The following is a 20,750-nucleotide window of genomic DNA, read 5'->3' as shown; positions in this document are numbered from 1 at the left end:
ATCCGCCGGTCTGGCCGTACGCGGCCGTGACACCAGGGAGGATACAGATGCACAGAAGAACGCTCATCGCGGCGCTGGCCGCGGCGACCAGCCTCACGGCGCCTGCCTTCGCGCAGGACATGACCGTGGGCGTCAGCTGGTCCAACTTCCAGGAGGAGCGCTGGAAGACCGACGAGGCCGCGATCCGCGGCGCGCTCGACGCGGCAGGCGCCGCCTACGTGTCGACCGACGCGCAATCGTCCTCGGCCAAGCAGCTTTCGGACGTCGAGAGCCTGATCGCGCAGGGCGTCGACGCGCTCATCATCCTGGCGCAGGATGCCAGCGCCATCGGCCCCGCGGTCCAGGCCGCCGCCGACGAGGGCATCCCGGTCATCGCCTACGACCGCCTGATCGAGGACGACCGCGCCTTCTACCTGACCTTCGACAACGTCGAGGTCGGCCGGATGCAGGCGCGCGCGGTGCTCGAGGCGCAGCCGACCGGCAACTACGTGATGATCAAGGGCTCGCCGACCGATCCCAACGCAGACTTCCTGCGCGGCGGCCAGCAGGAAGTCCTGCAGGAGGCGATCGACGCGGGTGACATCACCATCGTCGGCGAGGCCTACACCGACCAGTGGCTCCCGGCCAACGCGCAGCGCAACATGGAGCAGATCCTGACCGCGCAGGCGAACGAGGTCGACGCGGTCGTCGCCTCGAACGACGGCACCGCCGGCGGCGCCGTGGCCGCGCTGACCGCGCAGGGCATGGAAGGCATCCCGGTTTCGGGTCAGGACGGCGACCACGCCGCGCTGAACCGCATCGCGAAGGGCACGCAGACCGTCAGCGTCTGGAAGGACGCGCGCGAGCTCGGCAAGCGGGCAGGCGAGATCGCGGTCGAGCTGGCCGGCGGGACCGAGATGTCGGCGGTCGAGGGGGCCGAGGAGTGGACGTCGCCCGCGGGCACCACGCTCTGGGCGCAGTTCCTCGAGCCCGTGCCGGTCACGCAGGACAACCTGAGCGTCGTCACCGACGCCGGCTGGATCACCGTCGAGGCGCTCTGCCAGGGCGTCGAGAACGGGCCCGCGCCCTGCAACTGATGCCTGACGGCATGCGCTGAGGGGAAGGGCGCGCCCACCGCGCCCTTCCTTCCATCCAGTGTGCCGGGCCCCGCTGCGCGGGACGCCCCGGCCGCCCGGTCCGCGCCCCATGTGCGCCGCGGACCCCACGGCACCGCACGGCACATGTCACGCGCGCGGCCCCGCGCGCCCCTGGGGGGACTTCCAGATGGCCGACACGACCGGCAATTCGTCCGCGACCCGCACCCGCAAGGGGCTTCTCGACACGCTCGAGGTGGACACGCGGCTACTCGGCATGATCGGCGCCTTCGTCGTTCTGTGCCTGATCTTCAATTTCGTGACCGATGCGCGGTTCCTGACGCCCCGCAACGTGTTCAACCTGTCGATCCAGACCGTCAGCGTCGCGCTGATGGCGACCGGCATGGTGTTCATCATCGTGACGCGGCATATCGACCTGTCGGTGGGCTCGCTGCTCGCCACCTGTTCGGCGGTCATGGCGATGACGCAGACCGCGATCCTGCCCGACATCCTGGGCGGGCTGAACCACCCGATGACCGCGCCCCTCGCGCTGGTCGTGGGCCTGGTCGTCGGCACCGCCATCGGCGCCTTCAACGGCTGGCTCGTGGGATACCTGACCATCCCGGCCTTCATCGTCACGCTGGGCGGGCTGCTCGTCTGGCGCAACGTCGCGTGGTACCTGACGAACGGGCAGACGATCGGCCCGCTCGACGAGAACTTCCAGCTTCTGGGCGGCATCAACGGCACGCTGGGCGAGACCGCGTCCTGGGTCGTGGGCGGCATCGCCGTGATCGCGGCGCTCCTCGCGCTCGCCTCGGCACGCCGCTCGAAGAGGGCGCACGACTTCCCGGTCAAGCCGCTCTGGGCGGAGCTGGTCCTGGGCCTCGTCATCGCCGCGGCGATCCTCGGCTTCGTCGCGGTCCTGAACGCCTACGACGTGCCGCAGAACCGGCTCGAGCGGATGTTCGAGGCGCGCGGCGAGGTCATGCCCGAAGGCTACACCGAGGGCTACGGCATTCCCTATTCCGTGCTGCTGCTGATCCTCGTGGCGATCGTGATGACGGTGGTCGCCCGCAAGACGCGGCTCGGGCGCTACATCTTCGCCACCGGCGGCAACCCGGACGCGGCCGAGCTGTCGGGCATCAACACCCGGCTGCTGACGGTCAAGGTCTTCGCCATCATGGGCTTTCTCTGCGCCCTGTCGGCGGCGGTGGCCTCGGCGCGCCTGACCTTCCACTCGAACGACATCGGCACGCTCGACGAGTTGCGCGTCATCGCCGCGGCGGTGATCGGCGGCACGGCGCTCGCCGGCGGGATCGGCACCATCTACGGCGCGATCCTCGGGGCGCTCATCATGCAGTCGCTGCAATCGGGCATGGCCATGGTCGGCGTCGACGCGCCGTTCCAGAACATCGTCGTGGGCGGCGTGCTCGTGCTCGCGGTGCTGATCGACATCCTCTACCGCAAGCGCACGGGAGCGAAGTGATGGTGGACCGCAGCGGAACGCCCCTGGTCGAACTCAGGGACATCTCGATCGCCTTCGGCGGCGTCAAGGCGGTGGACCACGTCAGCGTGGACCTCTTTCCGGGCGAGGTCGTGGGCCTGCTCGGCCACAACGGCGCGGGCAAGTCGACGCTCATCAAGTGCCTGTCGGGCGCCTACCGGCAGGACACGGGCGACGTCTACATCAACGGCGAGAAGGCAACGATCAACAACCCGCGCGACGCGCGCCGCTACAACATCGAGACGATCTACCAGACGCTCGCGCTGGCGGACAATCTCGACGCGGCCTCGAACCTCTTTCTCGGGCGCGAGATCGTGACGCCGCTCGGGCTCGTGGACGAGAGCGCGATGGAGGCCGAGACGCGCAAGGTCATGGGCCGGCTCAACCCGAACTTCCGCAAGTTCAACGCGCCGGTGTCGGCGCTGTCGGGCGGCCAGCGGCAGTCGGTGGCGATCGCGCGGGCGGTCTACTTCAACGCCCGCATCCTGATCATGGACGAGCCGACCGCCGCGCTCGGGCCCGCCGAGACGCAGATGGTGGCCGAGATCATCCAGGAGCTGAAGAAGCAGGGCATCGGGATCTTCCTGATCGACCACGACGTGCATTCGGTCAAACGGCTGTGCGACCGCGCGGCGGTGATGAAGAACGGCGAACTCGTGGGCGTCGTGGACGTGGACAAGGTGTCGACCGACGACATCCTCGCCATGATCATCGCCGGCAAGAAACCCGAGCACCTGGCCGCCTGATGTATCTCGGACTGGATCTCGGAACGTCGGGGCTCAAGGGGCTCCTGATCGACGACGCGCAGCAGGCGGTGGCCGAGGCCACCGCGCCGCTCACGGTGTCGCGTCCGCAGGACGGCTGGTCGGAACAGGCGCCGGCCGACTGGATCACCGCGGCCGAAAGCGTGCTCGACGCGCTCTCGGCCAAGGCCGACCTGTCGGCCGTGAAGGGCATCGGGCTGTCGGGCCAGATGCACGGCGCCACCTGCCTCGACGCCTCGGACGCGGTGCTGCGGCCCTGCATCCTCTGGAACGACACCCGCGCGCATGCCGAGGCGGCGGCGATGGATGCCGACCCGAAATTCCGCGCGATCTCGGGCAACATCGTCTTTCCGGGCTTCACGGCGCCCAAGCTCGCCTGGATGCGGGCGCACGAGCCCGACATCTTCGACCGCGTGGCGCGCGTGCTCCTGCCCAAGGACTACCTGCGCCTCTGGCTGACCGGAGAGGCCGTGTCCGAGATGTCGGATGCGGCCGGCACGAGCTGGCTCGACACCGGCGCGCGGGACTGGTCCGACGACCTCCTGTCGGCGACTGGGCTCTCGCGCGATGCGATGCCGCGGCTCGTGGAGGGCGCGGCGCCCTCGGGCACCCTGCGCGCCGACCTGGCGCGGCGCTGGGGCATGGGCGAGGTCGTGGTCGCGGGCGGGGCGGGCGACAACGCCGCCTCGGCCGTGGGCATCGGCGTCACCCGACCGGGCGAGGCCTTCGTGTCGCTCGGCACGTCGGGCGTGCTTTTCGCGGCGACCGAGGGCTATCACCCCGACGCCGGCACGGCGGTCCACACCTTCTGCCACGCCATGCCGGGCGCATGGCACCAGATGGGCGTGATCCTCGCCGCCACGGACGCGCTGAACTGGGCCGCGCGGCTCATGGGCACCGACGCGGCGACGGCCACCGAGGCGCTCGGCGACGCGCGCGCGCCCGGCCGGACGCTGTTCCTGCCCTATCTCGGCGGCGAGCGGACACCGCACAATTCCGCGCGCCTGCGCGGCGCGTTCCTGCATCTCGACCACGCCACCGACCGGGACGCGGCGGTGCGCGCGGTGATCGAGGGCGTGTCCTTCGCGCTGCGCGATTGCCGCGACGCGCTGGCGGCCACCGGGACCGAGCTTGCCTCGGTCGTGGCGGTGGGCGGCGGCGCACGGTCCGACACCTGGCTCGCGACGCTCGCCAGCGTGCTGAACGTGCCGATCGGACGGCCGGTCTCGGGCGATTTCGGCGCGGCCTTCGGTGCCGCGCGGCTCGGGGCCATGGCCGCGACCGGCGCGACCGACCTTGCCGCCGCACCGCGCATCGCGCGCACCTTCGATCCCGACCCGGACCTCGTCCCGGCGTTCGACGACGCTCACGGCCGCTACCGCGCGGCAGCAAAAGCCCTTCTGGAGCTCTCATGACCGACTTCTTCCGCGACATCCCGAAGATCACCTACCAGGGACCCGACGCCGCGACCGACTTCGCCTTCCGCCACTACGACCCCGAGGCGGTCGTGATGGGCAAGCGGCTGGAGGACCACCTGCGCTTTGCCGTGGCCTACTGGCACAGCTTCGCGTGGGAGGGCGGCGATCCGTTCGGCGGGCGCACGTTCGACCGGCCGTGGTGGGGCGACGACATGGCGGCCGCGAAGGCCAAGGCCGACGCGGCCTTCGAACTCTTCGCGATCCTCGGGCAGCCCTATTTCTGCTTCCACGATGCCGACGTGCGCCCGGAGGGTGCGTCCTTCGCGGAGAGCCGCCGCAATCTCGAGGAGATCGTGGATCATTTCGGCACCAAGATGGAGGAGACCGGCACGCGGCTTCTCTGGGGCACCGCGAACCTCTTCTCGCACCGCCGCTTCATGAGCGGGTCGGCCACGAACCCCGATCCCGACGTGTTCGCCTATGCCGCGGCGACGGTGAAGTCCTGCCTCGACGCGACGCAGAAGCTCGGCGGCGAGAACTACGTGCTCTGGGGCGGCCGCGAGGGCTACGAGACGCTCCTGAACACCGACCTCGCGCGCGAGCGTCAGCAGGCGGGCCGGTTCCTGTCCATGGTTGTCGACTACGCGCACAAGATCGGCTTCAAGGGCACGATCCTCGTGGAGCCGAAGCCGCAGGAGCCGACCAAGCACCAGTACGATTACGACGTCGCGACCGTCTACGGCTTCCTCAAGGAGTTCGGCCTCGAGAAGGAGGTCAAGATGAACATCGAGCAGGGGCACGCGATTCTCGCCGGCCACAGCTTCGAGCACGAGCTGGCGCTGGCGCGCGACCTCGGCATCCTCGGGTCGATCGACATGAACCGCAACGACTACCAGTCGGGCTGGGACACCGACCAGTTCCCGAACAACGTGCCCGAGGTGGCGCTGGCCTATTACGAGATCCTCAAGGGCGGCGGCTTCACCACGGGCGGCACGAACTTCGACGCCAAGCTCCGCCGCCAGTCGCTCGATGCCGAGGACCTCGTGCTCGCGCATGTGGGGGCGATGGACGTCTGCGCGCGGGGCCTGCGCGCGGCTGCGGCCATGCTCGAGGATGGCGGTCTCGAGGACGCGCGCACCGCGCGCTACGCCGACTGGGACAAGCCCGAGAACGCCGGGCTCCTGTCCGCGGACCTCGCGCAGATCGCGCAGCGGGTCGAGGACGAGGACATCCGCCCCGAACCGCGTTCGGGCCGGCAGGAACGCCTCGAGAACTGGCTGAACCGCTTCGTCTGAGGCGTCGCCGCGCCCCCGGGACCCGCGTTCCGGGGGCGTGGCGGATCAGACCACCTGCGCGTCCGTCTCGGCGTTGAGCGATCCGCCAAGCGACTTGAGCCGCGCCTGCGCGACCTCACCGAACAGCGGTTCGGCCTCGCGCGTCAGCTTCAGCACCAGGCGCCGCTCCACCGGATCCCAGTCGAGCGTGGCGCCCGCCTGCGACCGCTCGGACATCCACAGCATCGCGCCGAGCCGCATCGCCTTGCCCAGCACCTCGGCCGCCTGCGTGCCCTCGGCATCGAGCAGCGCATAGAGGTCCTCGAACCGCGTGCCCTCGCGCTTGTTGCGGTAGCGGTGGAGCAGGGCGAGGCCCAGGAACAGCCGTTCGGAATGCTTGAGCCCGCCGAGATTGGCGCGCGTCGCGTTGTCGAAACAGGTTTCGGCCCGGTAGTCGGGATGCGCGCGCCAGCTCACGTCGTGCAGCAGGCACGCGGCCTTCACGAGGCGCCGCCGTGCCGGCGAGGCGCCGGGAAAGAGCGGCTCGACGAAGCGGAACAGCCGCCGCCCGAAGCCCGGCAGCCGCGCATCCTTGGCCTCGGCGAAGGAACAGGCCTCGATCAGGGGATCGCGGTCGCGCAGCGCCTGCGGCATCTGCTCGTAGAGCAGGCCCTCGCGGATGCCGTAGCTCGAGATCGCGATGTCGGCGGGGCGGAACGCGTCGACCAGCTGCGGCAGGACCTCTGCCGCGAAGGGCACGAGCGCCATGCGCGAGGACGAGAGCCCGCAGGCCTTGCGCAGCACCTCGAGGTCGGCCTTCTCGATGAACTTCGCGGTCTCGCGCACCGCCTCGGCGTTCATGCGGTATTCGTGCAGGACGTGCAGCGGATAGGCGCGCCGCTCCATGTCGATCCGGGCGATGGCGCGCCACGAGCCGCCGACGAGGAACAGCCGGTCGCGCTGCGGGCCGACCTTCTCGACGAGGCCCGCCATGATGTCGGCGATGTGGGCCTCGCGTTCCTTCCGGCCGCCCGGGATCTCGCGCAGCTTGAGCGGGCCGAGCGCCGATGTGGCCCGGCGGCCGACGCGGCCGCCCGAGATCTCGGCCAGTTCCATGGACGAGCCGCCGATGTCGCAGACCAGCCCGAAGCTGCCCGGCCAGCCGAGGAGGACCCCCTGCGCCGACAGCCGCGCCTCGTCGGCGCCGTCGATGATGTGGATCCGGATGCCGGTCTCGGCCGCGATCTCGGCGCAGAAGGCGCGACCGTCCTCGGCATCGCGCACCGCGGCGGTCGCGACGGCGGTCAGCGGCTGAATGTCCATGCCCTCGGCGAGGAGCTGGAAGCGGCGCAGCGCCGCGCGGGCGCGTTCGCGCCCCTCGGGGTTCAGCCGGCCGGTTTCCGACATGCCCGCGCCGAGCCCGCACATGATCTTTTCGTTGTAGAAATAGGCGGGGCTGCGGGCGGCGCCGTCGAACACCACGAGGCGCACGGAGTTCGACCCGATGTCGACGACACCCACGCGCGACAGCGCGCGGGCCTCGGGATCGGCGAAGAGCGGGCGTCCGAACGGCCCCCATTCCGGGTGATCGTTCTCGGCTGGTCCGTTCATCAGGGGTGCCTTCCGCCTGGTCCCTCTTTGGTGCGGAAACTGGCCCAGCAGAGTCCGGGGGTCAAGCGCGCGCGGCCATCCCGGGCGCTGCGTCACCCGTCGTCGGTGTGGGTGAGTTTCGGCACGTCCTTGGCCCCCGCGCTGCCGCGGCCGGAGAGCGAGGGATTCTCCATGAAGAAGCGGTGGCAGTTGAAGGCGAACACGCCCTCGGGCACCTTCTCGCGCACGAAATGGCCGTCCGCGCCCATGACCCAGCTCTGCGCGGTGTCGGCGAGATTCGCCGCCATGATCTGGCTGACGATCTGCGCCTTGACCGTGTCGTTCATGATCTCGACCAGCGTCTCGACCCGGCGGTTGAGGTTGCGGCCCATCCAGTCGGCGGACGAGATGAAGACGCGCGCCCTGCGGTGGGGCAGGCCGTGGCCGTTGCCGAAGCAGGCGATGCGGCTGTGCTCGAGGAACCGCCCGACGATGGACTTGACGCGGATGTTCTCGGACAGGCCCTTCACGCCGGGGCGCAGGCCGCAGATGCCGCGGATCACGAGGTCGATCTTCACCCCCGCCTGGCTCGCGGCATAAAGCGCGTCGATCATGTCGGGTTCGATCAGCGAGTTGAGCTTGGCCCAGACCTGCGCGGGCTTGCCGGCGCGCGCGTGCTCGGCCTCCTTCTCGATCATCTCGATGAGCGAGGACTTGAGCGTGTGCGGCGAGATCGACAGATTCTCGAGCCCCTCGGGATTGGCGTAGCCCGAGAGGTAGTTGAAGACCTTCGACGCGTCGCGCCCGAGCGGCGCGTCGCAGGTGAAGAGCGACAGGTCGGTGTAGATCTTGGCGGTGATCGGGTGGTAGTTGCCGGTCCCGAAATGCGAGTAGGTGACCAGCCGGTCGCCCTCGCGCCGCACGACGATCGACATCTTGGCGTGGGTCTTCCAGTCGAGGAAACCGTAGACCACGTGCGCGCCCGAGCGTTCGAGCCGCCGCGACTGTCGGATGTTGGCGGCCTCGTCGAAGCGCGCCTTGAGCTCGACGAGCGCGGTCACCGACTTGCCGTCCTCGGCGGCCTCGCACAGCGCGTCGACGATGGGCGAGTTGCGCGAGGTGCGGTAGAGCGTCTGCTTGATCGCCACCACGTTCGGGTCGAGCGCCGCCTGGTTGAGGAAGCGCACCACCATGTCGAAGGTCTCGTAGGGGTGGTGCAGCAGCATGTCTTTCTGGCGGATCGCCGCGAACATGTCGCCGTCATGGTCCTGCACCCGTTCCGGCACCCGCGGGGTGAAGGTCGGCCACAGCAGGTCTGGCCGCGTGTCGAGCACCAGCTCCTTCATGTCGGCGACGCCGATCATGCCGTCGAGCTCGATCACCTCGTCCTCGCGCACGTGCAGCTCGGACATGACGATGCGGCGCAGCGCCTCGGGCGCGCCGCTCGAGATCGTCAGTCGCACCACCTCGCCGCGGCGGCGGCGCTTCAGCGCCACCTCGAACTCGCGCACGAGATCCTCGGCCTCTTCCTCGACCTCGAGGTCGCTGTCGCGCAGCACGCGGAAGCCGAAATGGTCGCGCACCCGGTAGCCCGGGAACAGCTTGTCGATGTGCAGGAGCAGCACGTCCTCGAGCAGGACGAAGCGCTGCGCGTCGTCGCTCGCCGGCAGCGACAGGAAGCGGTCGATCTGCGCCGGGATCGGCAGGAGCGCCTGCAGCGACTTGCGGGTCTTCGGGCCCTCGAGTTCGAGCGCCAGGCAGTAGCCGAGATTCGCGATGAACGGGAAGGGATGCGCCGGGTCGATGGCGAGCGGCGACAGGACCGGGAACACCCCGTCGAGGAAGCGTTCGCTCAGATGCGCGCGGTCTGCCTCGGTCAGCTCGTCGCGGGTCAGCACGCGGATGCCCTGCGCGTCCATCTCGCGCCGGAGGTCGGCCAGCACGCGCTGCTGCGCCGCCATGAGGTTGCGCGCGTCGGTGTTGATGCGCACGAGCTGCTGGGCGGGCGTCAGGCCGTCGGCGGCCGGGGTGATGTTGCCTGCCTGCGCGAGCTCGCGCAGGCCCGCCACGCGCACGGTGTAGAACTCGTCGAGGTTCGAGGCCGAGATCGACAGGAACCGCAGCCGCTCGAGCAGCGGCACGCGGGGGTTCTCGGCCTCCTCGAGGACGCGCCAGTTGAAGCCCAGCCACGACAATTCGCGGTTGAAGAAACGGTCGGGGCCGTGGAGGTCGAGATCGGGCATCTCCACCGGGTCGGGGAACGGTGCCTTGAGGAAGTCTGCGTGTGTCATGGCTGCCCTTATTCCGGTCTCCGGTGACGGTTTCATGACCGCTTACAAGGCCTCGTCCACGGTGGTCGCCTCGAGCCGGGCGAGGCAGTCGCGCGCGAGCGGCAGCGTCACCGGCCGGTGACGCGCGAGCGCGGTGCGGTCGATCTCGTCGACAAGGCGCGAGGCCATGCCGAAGGACCGCGACATGCGCGTCACGAGGTAGCCGATAACGCGGTGGTCTGGCACGAGCTGGCGATCCGCGAAAAGCTTGGCGATCAGTGCCGACAGCAGGAGGTCGTCGGGCCGGTCGAGCAGCACGACCTGCGTGCCCATGACGCGCGACTTGAGGTCGGGAAGCGCCAGCGCCAGCCGCGCGGGCGGCGCCGCGGCCGTCATCAGGAGCGCGTTGCCCTCGCTCAGGATGAGGTTGTGCAGGTGAAAGAGCGCGTCCTCGCCCGCCTGGTCGCCCGCGATGGCCTGTACGTCCTCGACGCAGAGCGGGCCCGCGGCGAGGGCGGGGATGTCGGCATCGGCAAGGTCGGCCGCCGCGCAGATGCGCGCGCCGCTCTCGGCCTGCCAGACATGGGCGAGGTGGGTCTTGCCCGACCCCTCGGGCCCCGCGAGCATGAGCTTGCCCGAAGGCCAGCCGCGCCAGGCGTCGATCATCGCCACCGCCTGCGCGTTGGCGTCGGTGACGAAGAAGTCGCCGCGCCCCAGCGCCGGGCGCACGGGAAGGTCGAGGCCCAGCTGCTCAGCCATCGGTGCCGTCCTGCGCCGGCTGACCGGAATAGAGCTGGCTCGACTTGTACTGCGCCACGAGGAAGCGCGCGATGACGCCGAGCGCGGCGGCCACGGGCACCGCCACGAGCAGCCCCACGAAGCCGAAGAGCGTGCCGAAGACCGACATGGCGAGCAGCAGCCACACCGGGTGCAGGCCGACGCTGTCGCCCACGAGCTTGGGTGTCAGGAAGTTGCCCTCGATGAACTGGCCCGACTGGAAGATCGCCCAGACGGCGACGATCCAGACCCAGTCGCCCCAGAACTGGAAAAGCGCGAGCCCGATTGCCAGCACGCCGCCCACGATGGCGCCCACGTAGGGGATGAAGGTCAGGAACCCCGCGACGACGCCCACCACGAGCCCGAACTGCAGGCCGACGAGCATCAGCGCCACCGCGTAATAGGCGCCGAGAATCAGGCAGACCGTGCCCATGCCGCGGATGAACGAGGACAGGGTGTGGTCGATCTCGGTGGCGAGGCCGCGGATCACCGGCGCGTGCTGGCGCGGCAGGAGGTCGTCGATGCGGGCGACCATCCGGTCCCAGTCGAGCAGCAGGTAGACCGCCACCACCGGCACGATCACGAACAGCAGCAGGATCGACACGAGCGACGCCGCCGAGGACAGGGCCGTCTGCAGAAGCTCGCCGCCCTTCTCGCGGATGGTCTCGCCGAGCGAGATCATCGTCTCGCGCACGACGCTGTCCTCGGCGAGAAGGTCGGGGAAGCGCTGCGCGAGGTAGCCCTGCAGGTTGTTGAAGATCTGCGGCGCCACCTCGATCAGCTGCGCGGTCTGGTTCACCAGCGTGGGGATCACGAGAAGCGCGATCAGGATGAAGATCAGGATCGCGCCCACGGTGATGATGCCGGTGGCGAGGCCGCGCGAGGCGCCCGCCGCCTCGAGCCGGTCGGCGAGCGGGTCGAGGAAATAGGCGATGGCCGCGCCCACCACGAAGGGCAGGAGCACGTCGCCGAGGAACCACAGCACCACCGTCAGGACGATGGCGGCGATGCCCCAATATTTCAGCTGGTCGCGGACGGGCAGCGTCATTCGGCGTCACTCTTCGCGGAAGGTCCGGGATCTTCTCGCCGCTCCGCGCGCGGGATGCAAGCGCCCGAGCGCGCCCGCGCGCACCTGACGCGGCTCCCGAGCGGCGCCCCGTGCGGCGCATTGCCTGCCCCCGTTCTTTCGCCTACACCTCGGCGCCGACGAATGCGAACGATCCGGGGATCACCGATGCGCCTCAGCCGCTACTTCCTGCCCGTCCTGAAGGAGACGCCGTCCGAGGCGCAGATCGCCTCGCACCGGCTCATGCTGCGCGCGGGCATGATCAAGCAGGCCTCGGCCGGCATCTATTCCTGGCTGCCGCTCGGCTGGCGCGTGCTCAAGCGCGTCGAGCAGATCGTGCACGAGGAGCAGCAGCGCATGGGCCACATCCCCATGCTGATGCCGACGATCCAGCCCGCCGACCTCTGGCAGGAATCGGGCCGCTACAACGCCTACGGCCCCGAGATGCTGCGCATCCGCGACCGCCATGACCGCGACATGCTGTTCGGCCCGACGAACGAGGAGATGATCACCGACATCTTCCGCGCGCATGTCTCGAGCTACCGCGACCTGCCGCTGACGCTCTATCACGTCCAGTGGAAGTTCCGCGACGAGGTCAGGCCGCGCTTCGGCGTCATGCGCGGCCGCGAGTTCCTGATGAAGGACGGCTACAATTTCGACCTGACCTACGAGGACGCGCTGCACGCCTACAACCGGCACCTCGTGAGCTACCTGCGCACCTACGAGCGCATGGGCCTGCAGGCGATCCCCATGCGGGCCGAGAGCGGGCCGATCGGCGGCGACGACACCCACGAGTTCCTCGTGCTGGCCGAGACCGGCGAATCGGGCGTGTTCTACGACAGCGAGATCACCGACCTGCGTTTCGGCGACCGGCAGATCGATCCCGACGACCGCGAGGGCTGCCGTGCCGTGCTCGAGGAATTCACCTCGCGCTACGCGCGCACCGACGACACCCACGACGCCGCCGCCTTCGAGGCGCAGGTGCCTGAGGAGCGTCGCCGCGAGGCGCGCGGCATCGAGGTGGGGCAGATCTTCTACTTCGGCACGAAGTATTCCGAACCGATGGGCGCGACCGTCGTCGACCCCGAGGGCAACCGCGTGCCGGTGCACATGGGATCGCACGGGATCGGCGTGTCGCGGCTTCTCGGCGCGATCATCGAGGCCAACCACGACGAGCGCGGCATCATCTGGCCCGAGGGCGTGACGCCGTTCCACGTGGGCCTCGTGAACCTCAAGCAGGGCGACGCGACCGCCGATACCGCCTGCGACCAGATCTACGCGGCGCTCGGCCAGGCGGGGCTCGACACGCTTTACCACGACGGTGACGACCGGGCGGGGGCGAAGTTCGCCACCATGGACCTGATCGGCCTGCCGTGGCGGATCACCGTGGGGCCGCGCGGTCTCGAGAAGGGCGTCGTCGAGCTGACCTCGCGGCGCACAGGCGAAAGCGAGGAGATGACGCCCGAGCAGGCGGTGACGCGGCTCGCGCAGATCTACGCGCCGCACCGCTGAGCGGCGGATCGCCCGCGCGGGCGCCGGGCAGGGGCAGGGCGCCCCTCCCGGCGCTGGCGCGCAGGCCCGCGCCGCGCTAGACTGCCCGCCAACGGGTCCCGGCAGAGGACCCATCGAGGCGAAGAGGGCAAGGCGATGTTTGTGCGCGCGTTCGCGCTGGCCGCGGGTCTGACCGGGGCCGCGGGGCTGTCCCAGTTCCCGGAATTCTCGCAGCAATACAAGCAGCGGCTGGGCGGCGCGGTGGACGAGCTGTCCCGTGTCGTGGCCGAGTTCGAGGCCGACGCGGCCGAGGTCGGCATGACGCCCCGGGCCGCGCTCGCGGATCTCGCCACCGGCGGACGCTTCGGCGCGGCGCGGGCCGAGAGCATGACGCGGACCATGGCGCGGCATGCGCGGCTCTCGGTCGACCTGGCCGCGCTCGACGATGCGGGGCCGTTCCTGCGCGCGCGTCTCGCCCCGCACATGACCGATCCCGACATCGCGCGTGCCGCCTGGGGCGCCTATCGCCCGGCGCTGCCGCTGACCTTCGAGGGCGCGGTGTTCGCGGCGACGGGTTTCGTCCTCGCCTGGACGGCGGTGATGGCGCTCGGCGCGCTGCTGCGCCGCGCGCTGCGGCCGCGGCGCAGGACCCGGCCCCGCGCAGCCTGACCGCTCAGGCCGCGCGTTCGACCTCGGCCACGATGCCGTCGACGACCGACGCCAGGAGCGCCTCGTCCTCGCATTCGGCCATCACGCGGATCAGGGGCTCGGTGCCCGACTTGCGGATCAGCACGCGGCCGCGCCCGCCCATGGCGGCCTCGGCCGCGCGGATCGAGTCCTGCACCGCGGGCGTCTCGAGCGGCGCCCGCCCGGCGGTGTAGCGCACGTTCTTCAGCAGCTGCGGGACGGGATCGAAGTTCCGCGCGAGGTCCGAGGCGGGACGCCCGGTGCGCACCATCTCGGCCAGGAATTGCAGGCCCGCCATCAGCCCGTCGCCGGTGGTGGCGTAGTCGGTCATCACGATGTGGCCCGACTGCTCGCCGCCGAGGTTCCAGCCGCCGCGGCGCATCGCCTCGACCACGTAGCGGTCGCCGACGCCGGTCCGCTCGAGCCGGAGGCCGCGCCCCGCGAGGTACTGCTCGAGGCCGAGATTGGACATGACTGTGGCGACGAGCGTGCCGCCGGCAAGACGTCCTTCCTCGGCCCAGCGGGCGGCCATCAGCGCCATCAGCTGGTCGCCGTCGGCCACGCGGCCCTGCTCGTCGATCACGATCACGCGGTCTGCGTCACCGTCGAGGCAGATGCCGAGATCCGCGCCATGGGCGACGACGGTCTCGGCCGCGACGCGCGGCTTGGTCGATCCGCATTCGGCGTTGATGTTGAAGCCGTTGGGCGTGACCCCCACCGGGATGACCTCGGCGCCCAGTTCCCACAGGACGTCGGGCGCGGTGCGGTAAGCCGCGCCGTTTGCGCAGTCGATCACGACCTTCATGCCGTCGAGCCGCATGCCGGCGGGGAAGGTCGACTTCACCCGCTCCTGGTAGCGGAAGCGGCCGTCGTCGATGCGCTGCGCCCGGCCGATGTTCTCGGCCCGCGCGGGCTCGACGCCGCTCTTCACCAGCACCTCGATCTCGGCCTCGGCCTCGTCCGACAGCTTGAAGCCGTCGGGGCCGAAGAACTTGATGCCGTTGTCGTGGGCGGGATTGTGCGAGGCCGAGATCATGATCCCGAGATCCGCGCGCATGGACGGCGTCAGCAGCCCCACCGCCGGCGTCGGCACGGGGCCGAGCAGGAGCACGTTCATGCCGGTCGAGGTCAGGCCCGCCGTCAGCGCCGTCTCGAACATGTAACCCGAGCGGCGGGTGTCCTTGCCGATCACCACGCGGTGCACGCCACCCTTCTCGCGCCGGAAATAGCGCCCGGCCGCGGCGCCGATGGCAAGCGCCATCTCTGCCGTCATCGGATGCGTGTTCGCGGTGCCGCGGACCCCGTCGGTGCCGAATAGATCACGTCCCATCGTGCCGTCCCTGCCTCGTTGCCTGCCAGACCTTCAGCGCGGCCGCGGTTTCGGCCACGTCATGTATGCGCAGAATCTGCACACCCTCTGCGGCCGCGGCAAGCGCCACGGCGAGCGAACCCGGCACGCGGCGCGCGGGTTCCTGCTCGCCCGAGATCACGCCGATGAAACGTTTGCGGGACGCGCCCACCAGCACCGGGCAGCCGAGCCCGTGGAAGAGCGCGACGCCCTCGAGCAAGGCGAGGTTGTGGGCCATGGTCTTGCCGAAGCCGATGCCGGGATCGACCACGATGCGGTCGCGGGGGATCCCTTGGGCCTCGAGCGCGGCAACGCGCGCGGCAAGCCAGTCGTAGACGTCGAGCAAGACGTCGCCGTAGGTGGGCGCGTCCTGCATGGTCGCGGGATCGCCCTGCGCATGCATGATGCAGACGGGCAGGGCACGCGCGGCGCAGAAGGGCGCGAGCCCGGGGTCGTAGGTCAGCCCCGCCACGTCGTTCACGAACCCTGCGCCGGCCTTGACCGCGGCCTCGGCCACGGCGCGCTTGCGGGTATCTATGGATACGAGCGGGCGGCCGGGTCTCGCGATACGTTCGATCACCGGCGCGACGCGGGCGCTCTCCTCCTCCTCGGGGATGGTCGAGGCACCCGGACGGGTGGATTCCCCGCCCACGTCGACGATGTCGACGCCGGCCCGCGCCATCGTCTCGGCATGGGCGATGGCGGCCGCGGGGCCGGCATGCAGGCCACCGTCGGAAAAGCTGTCCGGCGTGACGTTGAGGATGCCCATGAGCCGCGGGGCGTCCATGGACAAGCCGGCCACGGGGGCCCGCGGGGCCGAGAGTGCCGCCTGCCAGTCCGCGGGGATGCCCGCGGCCGGCAGCACGCGCGGCGCCGCGTCGCGCCTCAGGTGCAGGGCATGGGTGAACCAGGACGCCCCGCCGGCAAGCGGCAGGGCGGTGTCGGGGCGGTGTCGGCCGTGCTGGACGAGCGGGCGGAAATAGTCGGTCATGACGCGCGTGATGGGCGAAGCTGCGAGGTTCCGCAAGCCGGCCGGCGCGGTCAGATCACCGGCGCGCCCGGCGCGATGCGCCGCACCGGCAGGTCGGCCGCGGGCGTCTCGCCCGCGTCGTCCGCGCCGATCACGAGCAACTCGCGCGCCGACACCTGTTCGGCGAACCAGGCCGCGAGCGACAGCGCCTCGCGCGGGCGCCCCTTGGGACCCACGGTCGCGTCGAGCACCATCTTCGACGGCGCCCAGACGCAGATCTGTCCGTTCTTCATGGCCCAGTCGAGCTCGGTCCGGGTCGCCACCACCTTGGCGCGGTGATCGCGGGCGGCCAGCATCCAGCCGTTCTGCTCGATCGCCAAGAGGTCGACGCGGCGCTGCGTCATGGCGTGACCGGTGCGCGGCACCGCGAGGTCGTGCGCGCCGACGCAGAGGATGAGCGGCGCGTCCGCGGCGGCGAGCGTGTCGAGCCAGCCGGGCAGGCGGTCGTCGGCGATGGCCGGGTTCGAGAGGAACACCACGCGCGGGTGCGGGCGCTCCTGCGCGCTCGCGCCGTGGTCGCTGTCCGCGTCGCGGACGATCTCGACCCCGAGCGCGCCGGGACCGCGGTCGAGCTTCTCGATCCGGACGAAGGCGCGCAGCGCCTGCGGTTCGGTGAGGATGCGGGCGGCGATGCGTTCGGCAAGCGTCTCGAGCAGGTTGACCCGCTCGGCCGCAAGCTCGGTGGCGATGGCTTCGGTCACCCGGTCATAGGACAGGATCCGGTCCACGTCGTCGTCGAGCGGCCCGGTGAAGGGCAGGACCTCGACCACGACGTTGAAGCAGATGCGCTGGGTCACGCCGCGCTCGGCCTGGAAGGCGCCGATCTCGACCTCGCGGATGTGGTCCCGCAGGCTGATCCGGTCGCGCGGCTCCTCGCCGGCGGTGGCAAGGCTGCGTTCGGCCGGATGCGCGAAGGCGAGGCGGATTTCGGAGACCATGGGCAGGGTCCGGCGTTGTTGGGCGTCGCGCGACCCTAGCAGCCGCCGGCGCGGCTGCGCCAGTCAAAGGCGGCACACGACGCGCCGACCGCGACCTACGGATCGGGTCGCGCGCGCCGCCGTCAGTTCATCGAGATCTGCAGCGGCTGGCGGTAGAAGCGGTGCACGCCGATCTGCGCGGTCATGGGAAACTTGCTGGCCCAGCGCGGGTTCACTGCGACCGTGTGGTAATGCGTCGCGCCGTCGGTCAGCTCGCGCGGGGCGCCGTTCAGCATGATGCCCGCGACCTTGCCCACGCGGGCAAAGGCGGCCTTCTCGCGGATCGTCTCGGGCGCGCCGTCGCAGGTGTAGGAGAACTGGCAGCCCTGGTTCACGACACCGCAGACGCTGTTGGGATAGCGCGGGTTGTCGACGCGGTTCAGGATCACCTCGGCCACCGCGAACTGGCCCTTCACGCTCTCACCGCGGGCCTCGAAGTAGAGCGCCTGCGCGAGGCAGCTCCATTCCTTGCCGCCGGCGGCGGCCGGCTGCGCCGACAGCCATCCCGAATCGTAGCGCAGCGATTTCACCCCGCCCTCGGGCGCGGGCGTGACGAGGCGCTGGAGATGCGCGGCGCTCGCGGCGTTCAGCGCGCGCGTCTCCTGGCGGAACAGGTCGCCCATGTCGGCATCGGGCGCATCGGCGGTGGCGGACACGGCAAAGGTCGCGGCAGCAGAGGCCGCGAGGCACAGGACACGGAACATCGGGACACCCCTCGCGTTTTTCGTCGGCAGCGGTCGCGGCACATTTCCCCCACCGCGACCCGACGGGCCGTAGAGATTTCCGGAAATCCTGTCCAGTTAGCGACATGTAATGTCGGCAACGTACCGCCGACGCTGCGTCATGAAACCGGCAGAAGCCGGCCTAATCGGTCAGGCGTGCTCGGTGCGGTGCCGTATGGCGAGTTGCGCGGCCGCGAGGCGCGCAACCGGCACGCGAAAGGGCGAACAGCTGACATAGTCGAAGCCCGCAGCGCGGCAGAAGGCGATCGATTCGGGGTTGCCGCCATGCTCGCCGCAGATCGACGCGGTGATGCCGGGCCGGCCCTCGCGGCCGCGGGCGAGCCCGATCTTCAGCAGCGCGCCCACGCCCTCGGTGTCGAGGACGTGGAACGGGTCCTCGTCAAAGACGTGCTGGCTCACGTAGTCGGACATGAAGCGGCCGGCATCGTCCCGCGACAGCCCGTAGGTCATCTGCGTCAGGTCGTTGGTGCCGAAGCTCAGGAAATGCGCGTGCTGCGCGATGCGGTCGGCGAGGAGACAGGCGCGCGGCGTCTCGACCATCACGCCCAGCCGGTAGGTGAAGTCGCGCCCGTGCTCGACGCGCACGGCGGCGGCGACGGCATCGATGCGGGTCTTCACGATCTCGACCTCGCGCGGCGTCGAGACGAGCGGGATCATCACCTCGGGCACGACCGGCGCGCCGTCGCGGCTCGCCTCGAGCGTCGCCTCGAAGATGGCGCGCGCCTGCATGTCGTAGATCTCGGGGACCGTGACGCCCAGCCGCACCCCGCGCATGCCGAGCATGGGGTTGTATTCGCCCATGTTCTCGACCCGCCGGGTGACGTCCGAGACGGGCAGGCTCAGCGCTTCGGCAAGGTCGCGCAGGCCCGCGCGATCGGTGGGCAGGAACTCGTGCAGCGGCGGGTCGAAGAGGCGGATGCAGACCGGCAGCCCGGTCATGATGCGGAAGAGCTGCACGAAATCGTCGCGCTGCATGGGCAGGAGCTGTTCCAGCGCGGCGCGCCGGTCGGCGGCGGTCTCGGCAAAGATCATCTCGCGCATGACGGTCAGGCGGCCCGGCTCGAAGAACATGTGTTCCGTCCGGCAGAGCCCGATGCCGCCCGCGTCGAAGTTGCGCGCGGTCTGCGCGTCGGCGGGCGTGTCGGCATTGGCGCGGATGTCGATGTCGCGCGCCGCGTCGGCCCAGGACATCAGCGTGCGGAAGGAATCGTCGAGCATCGCCTCGACCATGGGCGGCGCGCCGGCCAGCACGGTGCCCGAGGTGCCGTCGACGGTGATCGCGTCACCCTCCTGGAAGGTGCGGCCGTCCTCGCTGACCAGCATCCGGCGGCGGGGGTGAAAGCGCATGCGCCCCGCACCCACCACGCAGGGCAGGCCGAGGCCCCGGCCGATCACCGCGGCGTGGCTGGTCATGCCGCCCTTCTCGGTCAGCACGGCGACGGCGGCGTGCATGCCGCGCACGTCCTCGGGCGAGGTCTCGCGCCGGACCAGGATGCAGGGCTCGTCGCGCGCGGCCAGCGCCTGCGCGTCGGCGGCGGTGAAGACGATCCGCCCCGTCGCGGCGCCGGGCGAGGCGGCGACGCCGCGGCCGATCGTGTCGCGGCGCGCATCGGGCGCGACCTGCCGGTGCAGGAGCTCGGACAGCGCGCGCGGCTCGACGCGCAGGATCGCCTCCTCGCGGGTGATGATGCCGTCCTCGGCGAGCCGCACCGCCGTGCGCACCGCCGCGCGCGAGGTCATGGGCACGACGATGCCGTCGAGGATGTGCAGCCGTCCGTTCTCGATGGTGAACTCGATCTGCATCTCGGCGCGCAGCCGGCGACGCATGAGGTCCGCGTGGCGCAGGAGCTCGGCGAAGGCCGCGGGCGCGAGTTCCTCGAGCGAGGGGCCGCGCGGGTCGCGTTCGAGGTAGAGCGATCCCGCCCCCTGGCGGAGCGCGTCGCGGCCCTGGCTCTGGCTCAGGTAGCGCCCGGTGATCTGCGGCAGGCCGGTCTGCGGATTCACGAGCTGCAGGACGCCCGAGCCGCATTCGCCGGGCCCGAGCCCCAGCGCCATCTCCTGCACCACGAGGCCGAGACCGGCATCGGCGGGCGCGCCCTTGCCCTGCCGCAGGAGCCGCGCCGACGTGCCTTCCCAGGCGCGGGCCATGGAGCGCAGGACCGCTGCAAGCTGCACCGCCGGGCTGTCGGGGAAGGGCTCCTCCGCCTCCTCCTCGTAGGCGGCGAGCGCGGTGCGCAGGCCTGTCACCGGGGTCTCGGCGTCGATCTCCTCGAACACGTCGGGATCGAGCCGGGCCACGTGGATCGCGTAGCCCTGCACGAAGCGCAGGTAGAGCCTGTGCGCCGCATCGACGCCGATCTGCGCCGAGAGCCTCTCGAGAACCGCGGCGTTCATGCCGACGTTCAGCACGGCGCCGGGGCCGCCCCAGTCCGGGTCCTCGGACGAGGGGCGCACGCAGAGAAGCGCGCCGGGATTGAACTCGGCCAGGAGCGCGTCGATGTCGGGCAGGCGACCCGCGGCGATGCGGTGCACGGTGCGGAACGACAGGGCCACGGTCCGGGGCACCGGCAGGTCGAGCCGCACCAGCCGCTGCAGGCATTTCGCCCGGCCGCCATGGGTCGGCGACTGCACGCGCGCGGTGGGCGTGATCGGCGTGACGTCGATGTCGTCGGGATCGGGTTTCTGCGGTGCGGCGTCGTCCATGTCGGGCGCAGGATACGCCTGTTGCGGCGCCGGGC

General features: G+C 70.7%; 16 protein-coding genes. 7 read left to right on the top strand and 9 right to left on the bottom strand.

What is annotated here, in order from left to right; genetic code table 11:
* The first annotated feature begins 47 nt into the window (after window positions 1-47).
* The 5 genes from xylF to xylA all read left to right on the top strand — a co-directional run bounded on the left by xylF (window position 48) and on the right by xylA (window position 6,054).
* Entirely contained in the window at window positions 48-1,076 is a 1,029-nt protein-coding gene (gene xylF / locus RISW2_RS06265) for a D-xylose ABC transporter substrate-binding protein (RefSeq protein WP_043768124.1), read from the top strand.
* 187 nt (window positions 1,077-1,263) lie between these two features.
* The gene (locus tag RISW2_RS06260; protein WP_043768122.1) at window positions 1,264-2,559 is read left to right on the top strand and encodes a sugar ABC transporter permease; all 1,296 of its coding nucleotides are present in this window, start codon (window positions 1,264-1,266) and stop codon (window positions 2,557-2,559) included.
* Window positions 2,559-3,323 carry an ATP-binding cassette domain-containing protein gene (locus RISW2_RS06255; protein ID WP_043768120.1) on the top strand — a complete coding sequence of 255 codons (765 nt, stop codon included), beginning with the start codon at window positions 2,559-2,561 and terminating at the stop codon, window positions 3,321-3,323. Before RISW2_RS06260 ends, RISW2_RS06255 begins: the two co-directional genes overlap by 1 nt.
* Window positions 3,323-4,756, top strand: a complete 1,434-nt coding sequence (gene xylB / locus RISW2_RS06250) for a xylulokinase (RefSeq protein WP_043768118.1) — start codon at window positions 3,323-3,325, stop codon at window positions 4,754-4,756. The genes RISW2_RS06255 and xylB overlap by 1 nt, the downstream gene beginning before the upstream one ends.
* Window positions 4,753-6,054 carry a xylose isomerase gene (xylA, locus tag RISW2_RS06245; protein ID WP_043768116.1) on the top strand — a complete coding sequence of 434 codons (1,302 nt, stop codon included), beginning with the start codon at window positions 4,753-4,755 and terminating at the stop codon, window positions 6,052-6,054. Before xylB ends, xylA begins: the two co-directional genes overlap by 4 nt.
* Before the next feature lie 45 nt (window positions 6,055-6,099).
* Here the strand turns inward: xylA and RISW2_RS06240 are convergent, their stop codons facing one another.
* The 4 genes from RISW2_RS06240 to RISW2_RS06225 form a co-directional block, all read right to left on the bottom strand.
* Complete coding sequence (locus RISW2_RS06240) at window positions 6,100-7,644, bottom strand: Ppx/GppA family phosphatase (RefSeq protein WP_043768114.1); 1,545 nt, start codon at window positions 7,642-7,644, stop codon at window positions 6,100-6,102.
* A gap of 92 nt (window positions 7,645-7,736) precedes the next feature.
* Complete coding sequence (locus RISW2_RS06235) at window positions 7,737-9,914, bottom strand: RNA degradosome polyphosphate kinase (protein ID WP_043768112.1); 2,178 nt, start codon at window positions 9,912-9,914, stop codon at window positions 7,737-7,739.
* Window positions 9,915-9,956: 42 nt separating this feature from the next.
* Window positions 9,957-10,652 carry an HdaA/DnaA family protein gene (locus RISW2_RS06230; RefSeq protein ID WP_043768109.1) on the bottom strand — a complete coding sequence of 232 codons (696 nt, stop codon included), beginning with the start codon at window positions 10,650-10,652 and terminating at the stop codon, window positions 9,957-9,959.
* The gene (locus RISW2_RS06225) at window positions 10,645-11,718 is read right to left on the bottom strand and encodes an AI-2E family transporter (RefSeq protein ID WP_043768106.1); all 1,074 of its coding nucleotides are present in this window, start codon (window positions 11,716-11,718) and stop codon (window positions 10,645-10,647) included. Before RISW2_RS06225 ends, RISW2_RS06230 begins: the two co-directional genes overlap by 8 nt.
* A gap of 186 nt (window positions 11,719-11,904) precedes the next feature.
* Here RISW2_RS06225 and proS point away from each other — a divergent pair, with 186 nt between their 5' ends.
* Entirely contained in the window at window positions 11,905-13,248 is a 1,344-nt protein-coding gene (gene proS / locus RISW2_RS06220) for a proline--tRNA ligase (protein ID WP_043768103.1), read from the top strand.
* Window positions 13,249-13,383: 135 nt separating this feature from the next.
* Complete coding sequence (locus tag RISW2_RS06215; protein ID WP_043768100.1) at window positions 13,384-13,896, top strand: DUF2937 family protein; 513 nt, start codon at window positions 13,384-13,386, stop codon at window positions 13,894-13,896.
* Window positions 13,897-13,900: 4 nt separating this feature from the next.
* Here RISW2_RS06215 and glmM read toward each other — a convergent pair whose 3' ends face one another.
* The 5 genes from glmM to RISW2_RS06190 all read right to left on the bottom strand — a co-directional run bounded on the left by glmM (window position 13,901) and on the right by RISW2_RS06190 (window position 20,715).
* A complete protein-coding gene (gene glmM / locus RISW2_RS06210; protein WP_043768097.1) occupies window positions 13,901-15,244 on the bottom strand; it encodes a phosphoglucosamine mutase in 1,344 nt (447 codons plus the stop codon).
* Window positions 15,234-16,253, bottom strand: coding sequence for a dihydropteroate synthase (gene folP / locus RISW2_RS06205; RefSeq protein ID WP_043768093.1), 1,020 nt, complete (start codon window positions 16,251-16,253; stop codon window positions 15,234-15,236). Before folP ends, glmM begins: the two co-directional genes overlap by 11 nt.
* Window positions 16,254-16,303: 50 nt before the next feature.
* On the bottom strand, window positions 16,304-17,230 hold the full coding sequence (locus RISW2_RS06200; RefSeq protein ID WP_043768090.1) for a dihydroneopterin aldolase: 927 nt from the start codon (window positions 17,228-17,230) through the stop codon (window positions 16,304-16,306).
* Window positions 17,231-17,352: 122 nt separating this feature from the next.
* A complete protein-coding gene (locus RISW2_RS06195; RefSeq protein ID WP_043768087.1) occupies window positions 17,353-17,973 on the bottom strand; it encodes a cell wall hydrolase in 621 nt (206 codons plus the stop codon).
* Between the two features lie 168 nt (window positions 17,974-18,141).
* Complete coding sequence (locus RISW2_RS06190; protein WP_084615274.1) at window positions 18,142-20,715, bottom strand: putative PEP-binding protein; 2,574 nt, start codon at window positions 20,713-20,715, stop codon at window positions 18,142-18,144.
* Window positions 20,716-20,750: the final 35 nt, after the last annotated feature.

Source organism: Roseivivax isoporae LMG 25204 (assembly GCF_000521865.1).
Classification (GTDB): domain Bacteria; phylum Pseudomonadota; class Alphaproteobacteria; order Rhodobacterales; family Rhodobacteraceae; genus Roseivivax; species Roseivivax isoporae.
This window is presented reverse-complemented; position numbering and strand designations above follow the sequence as displayed.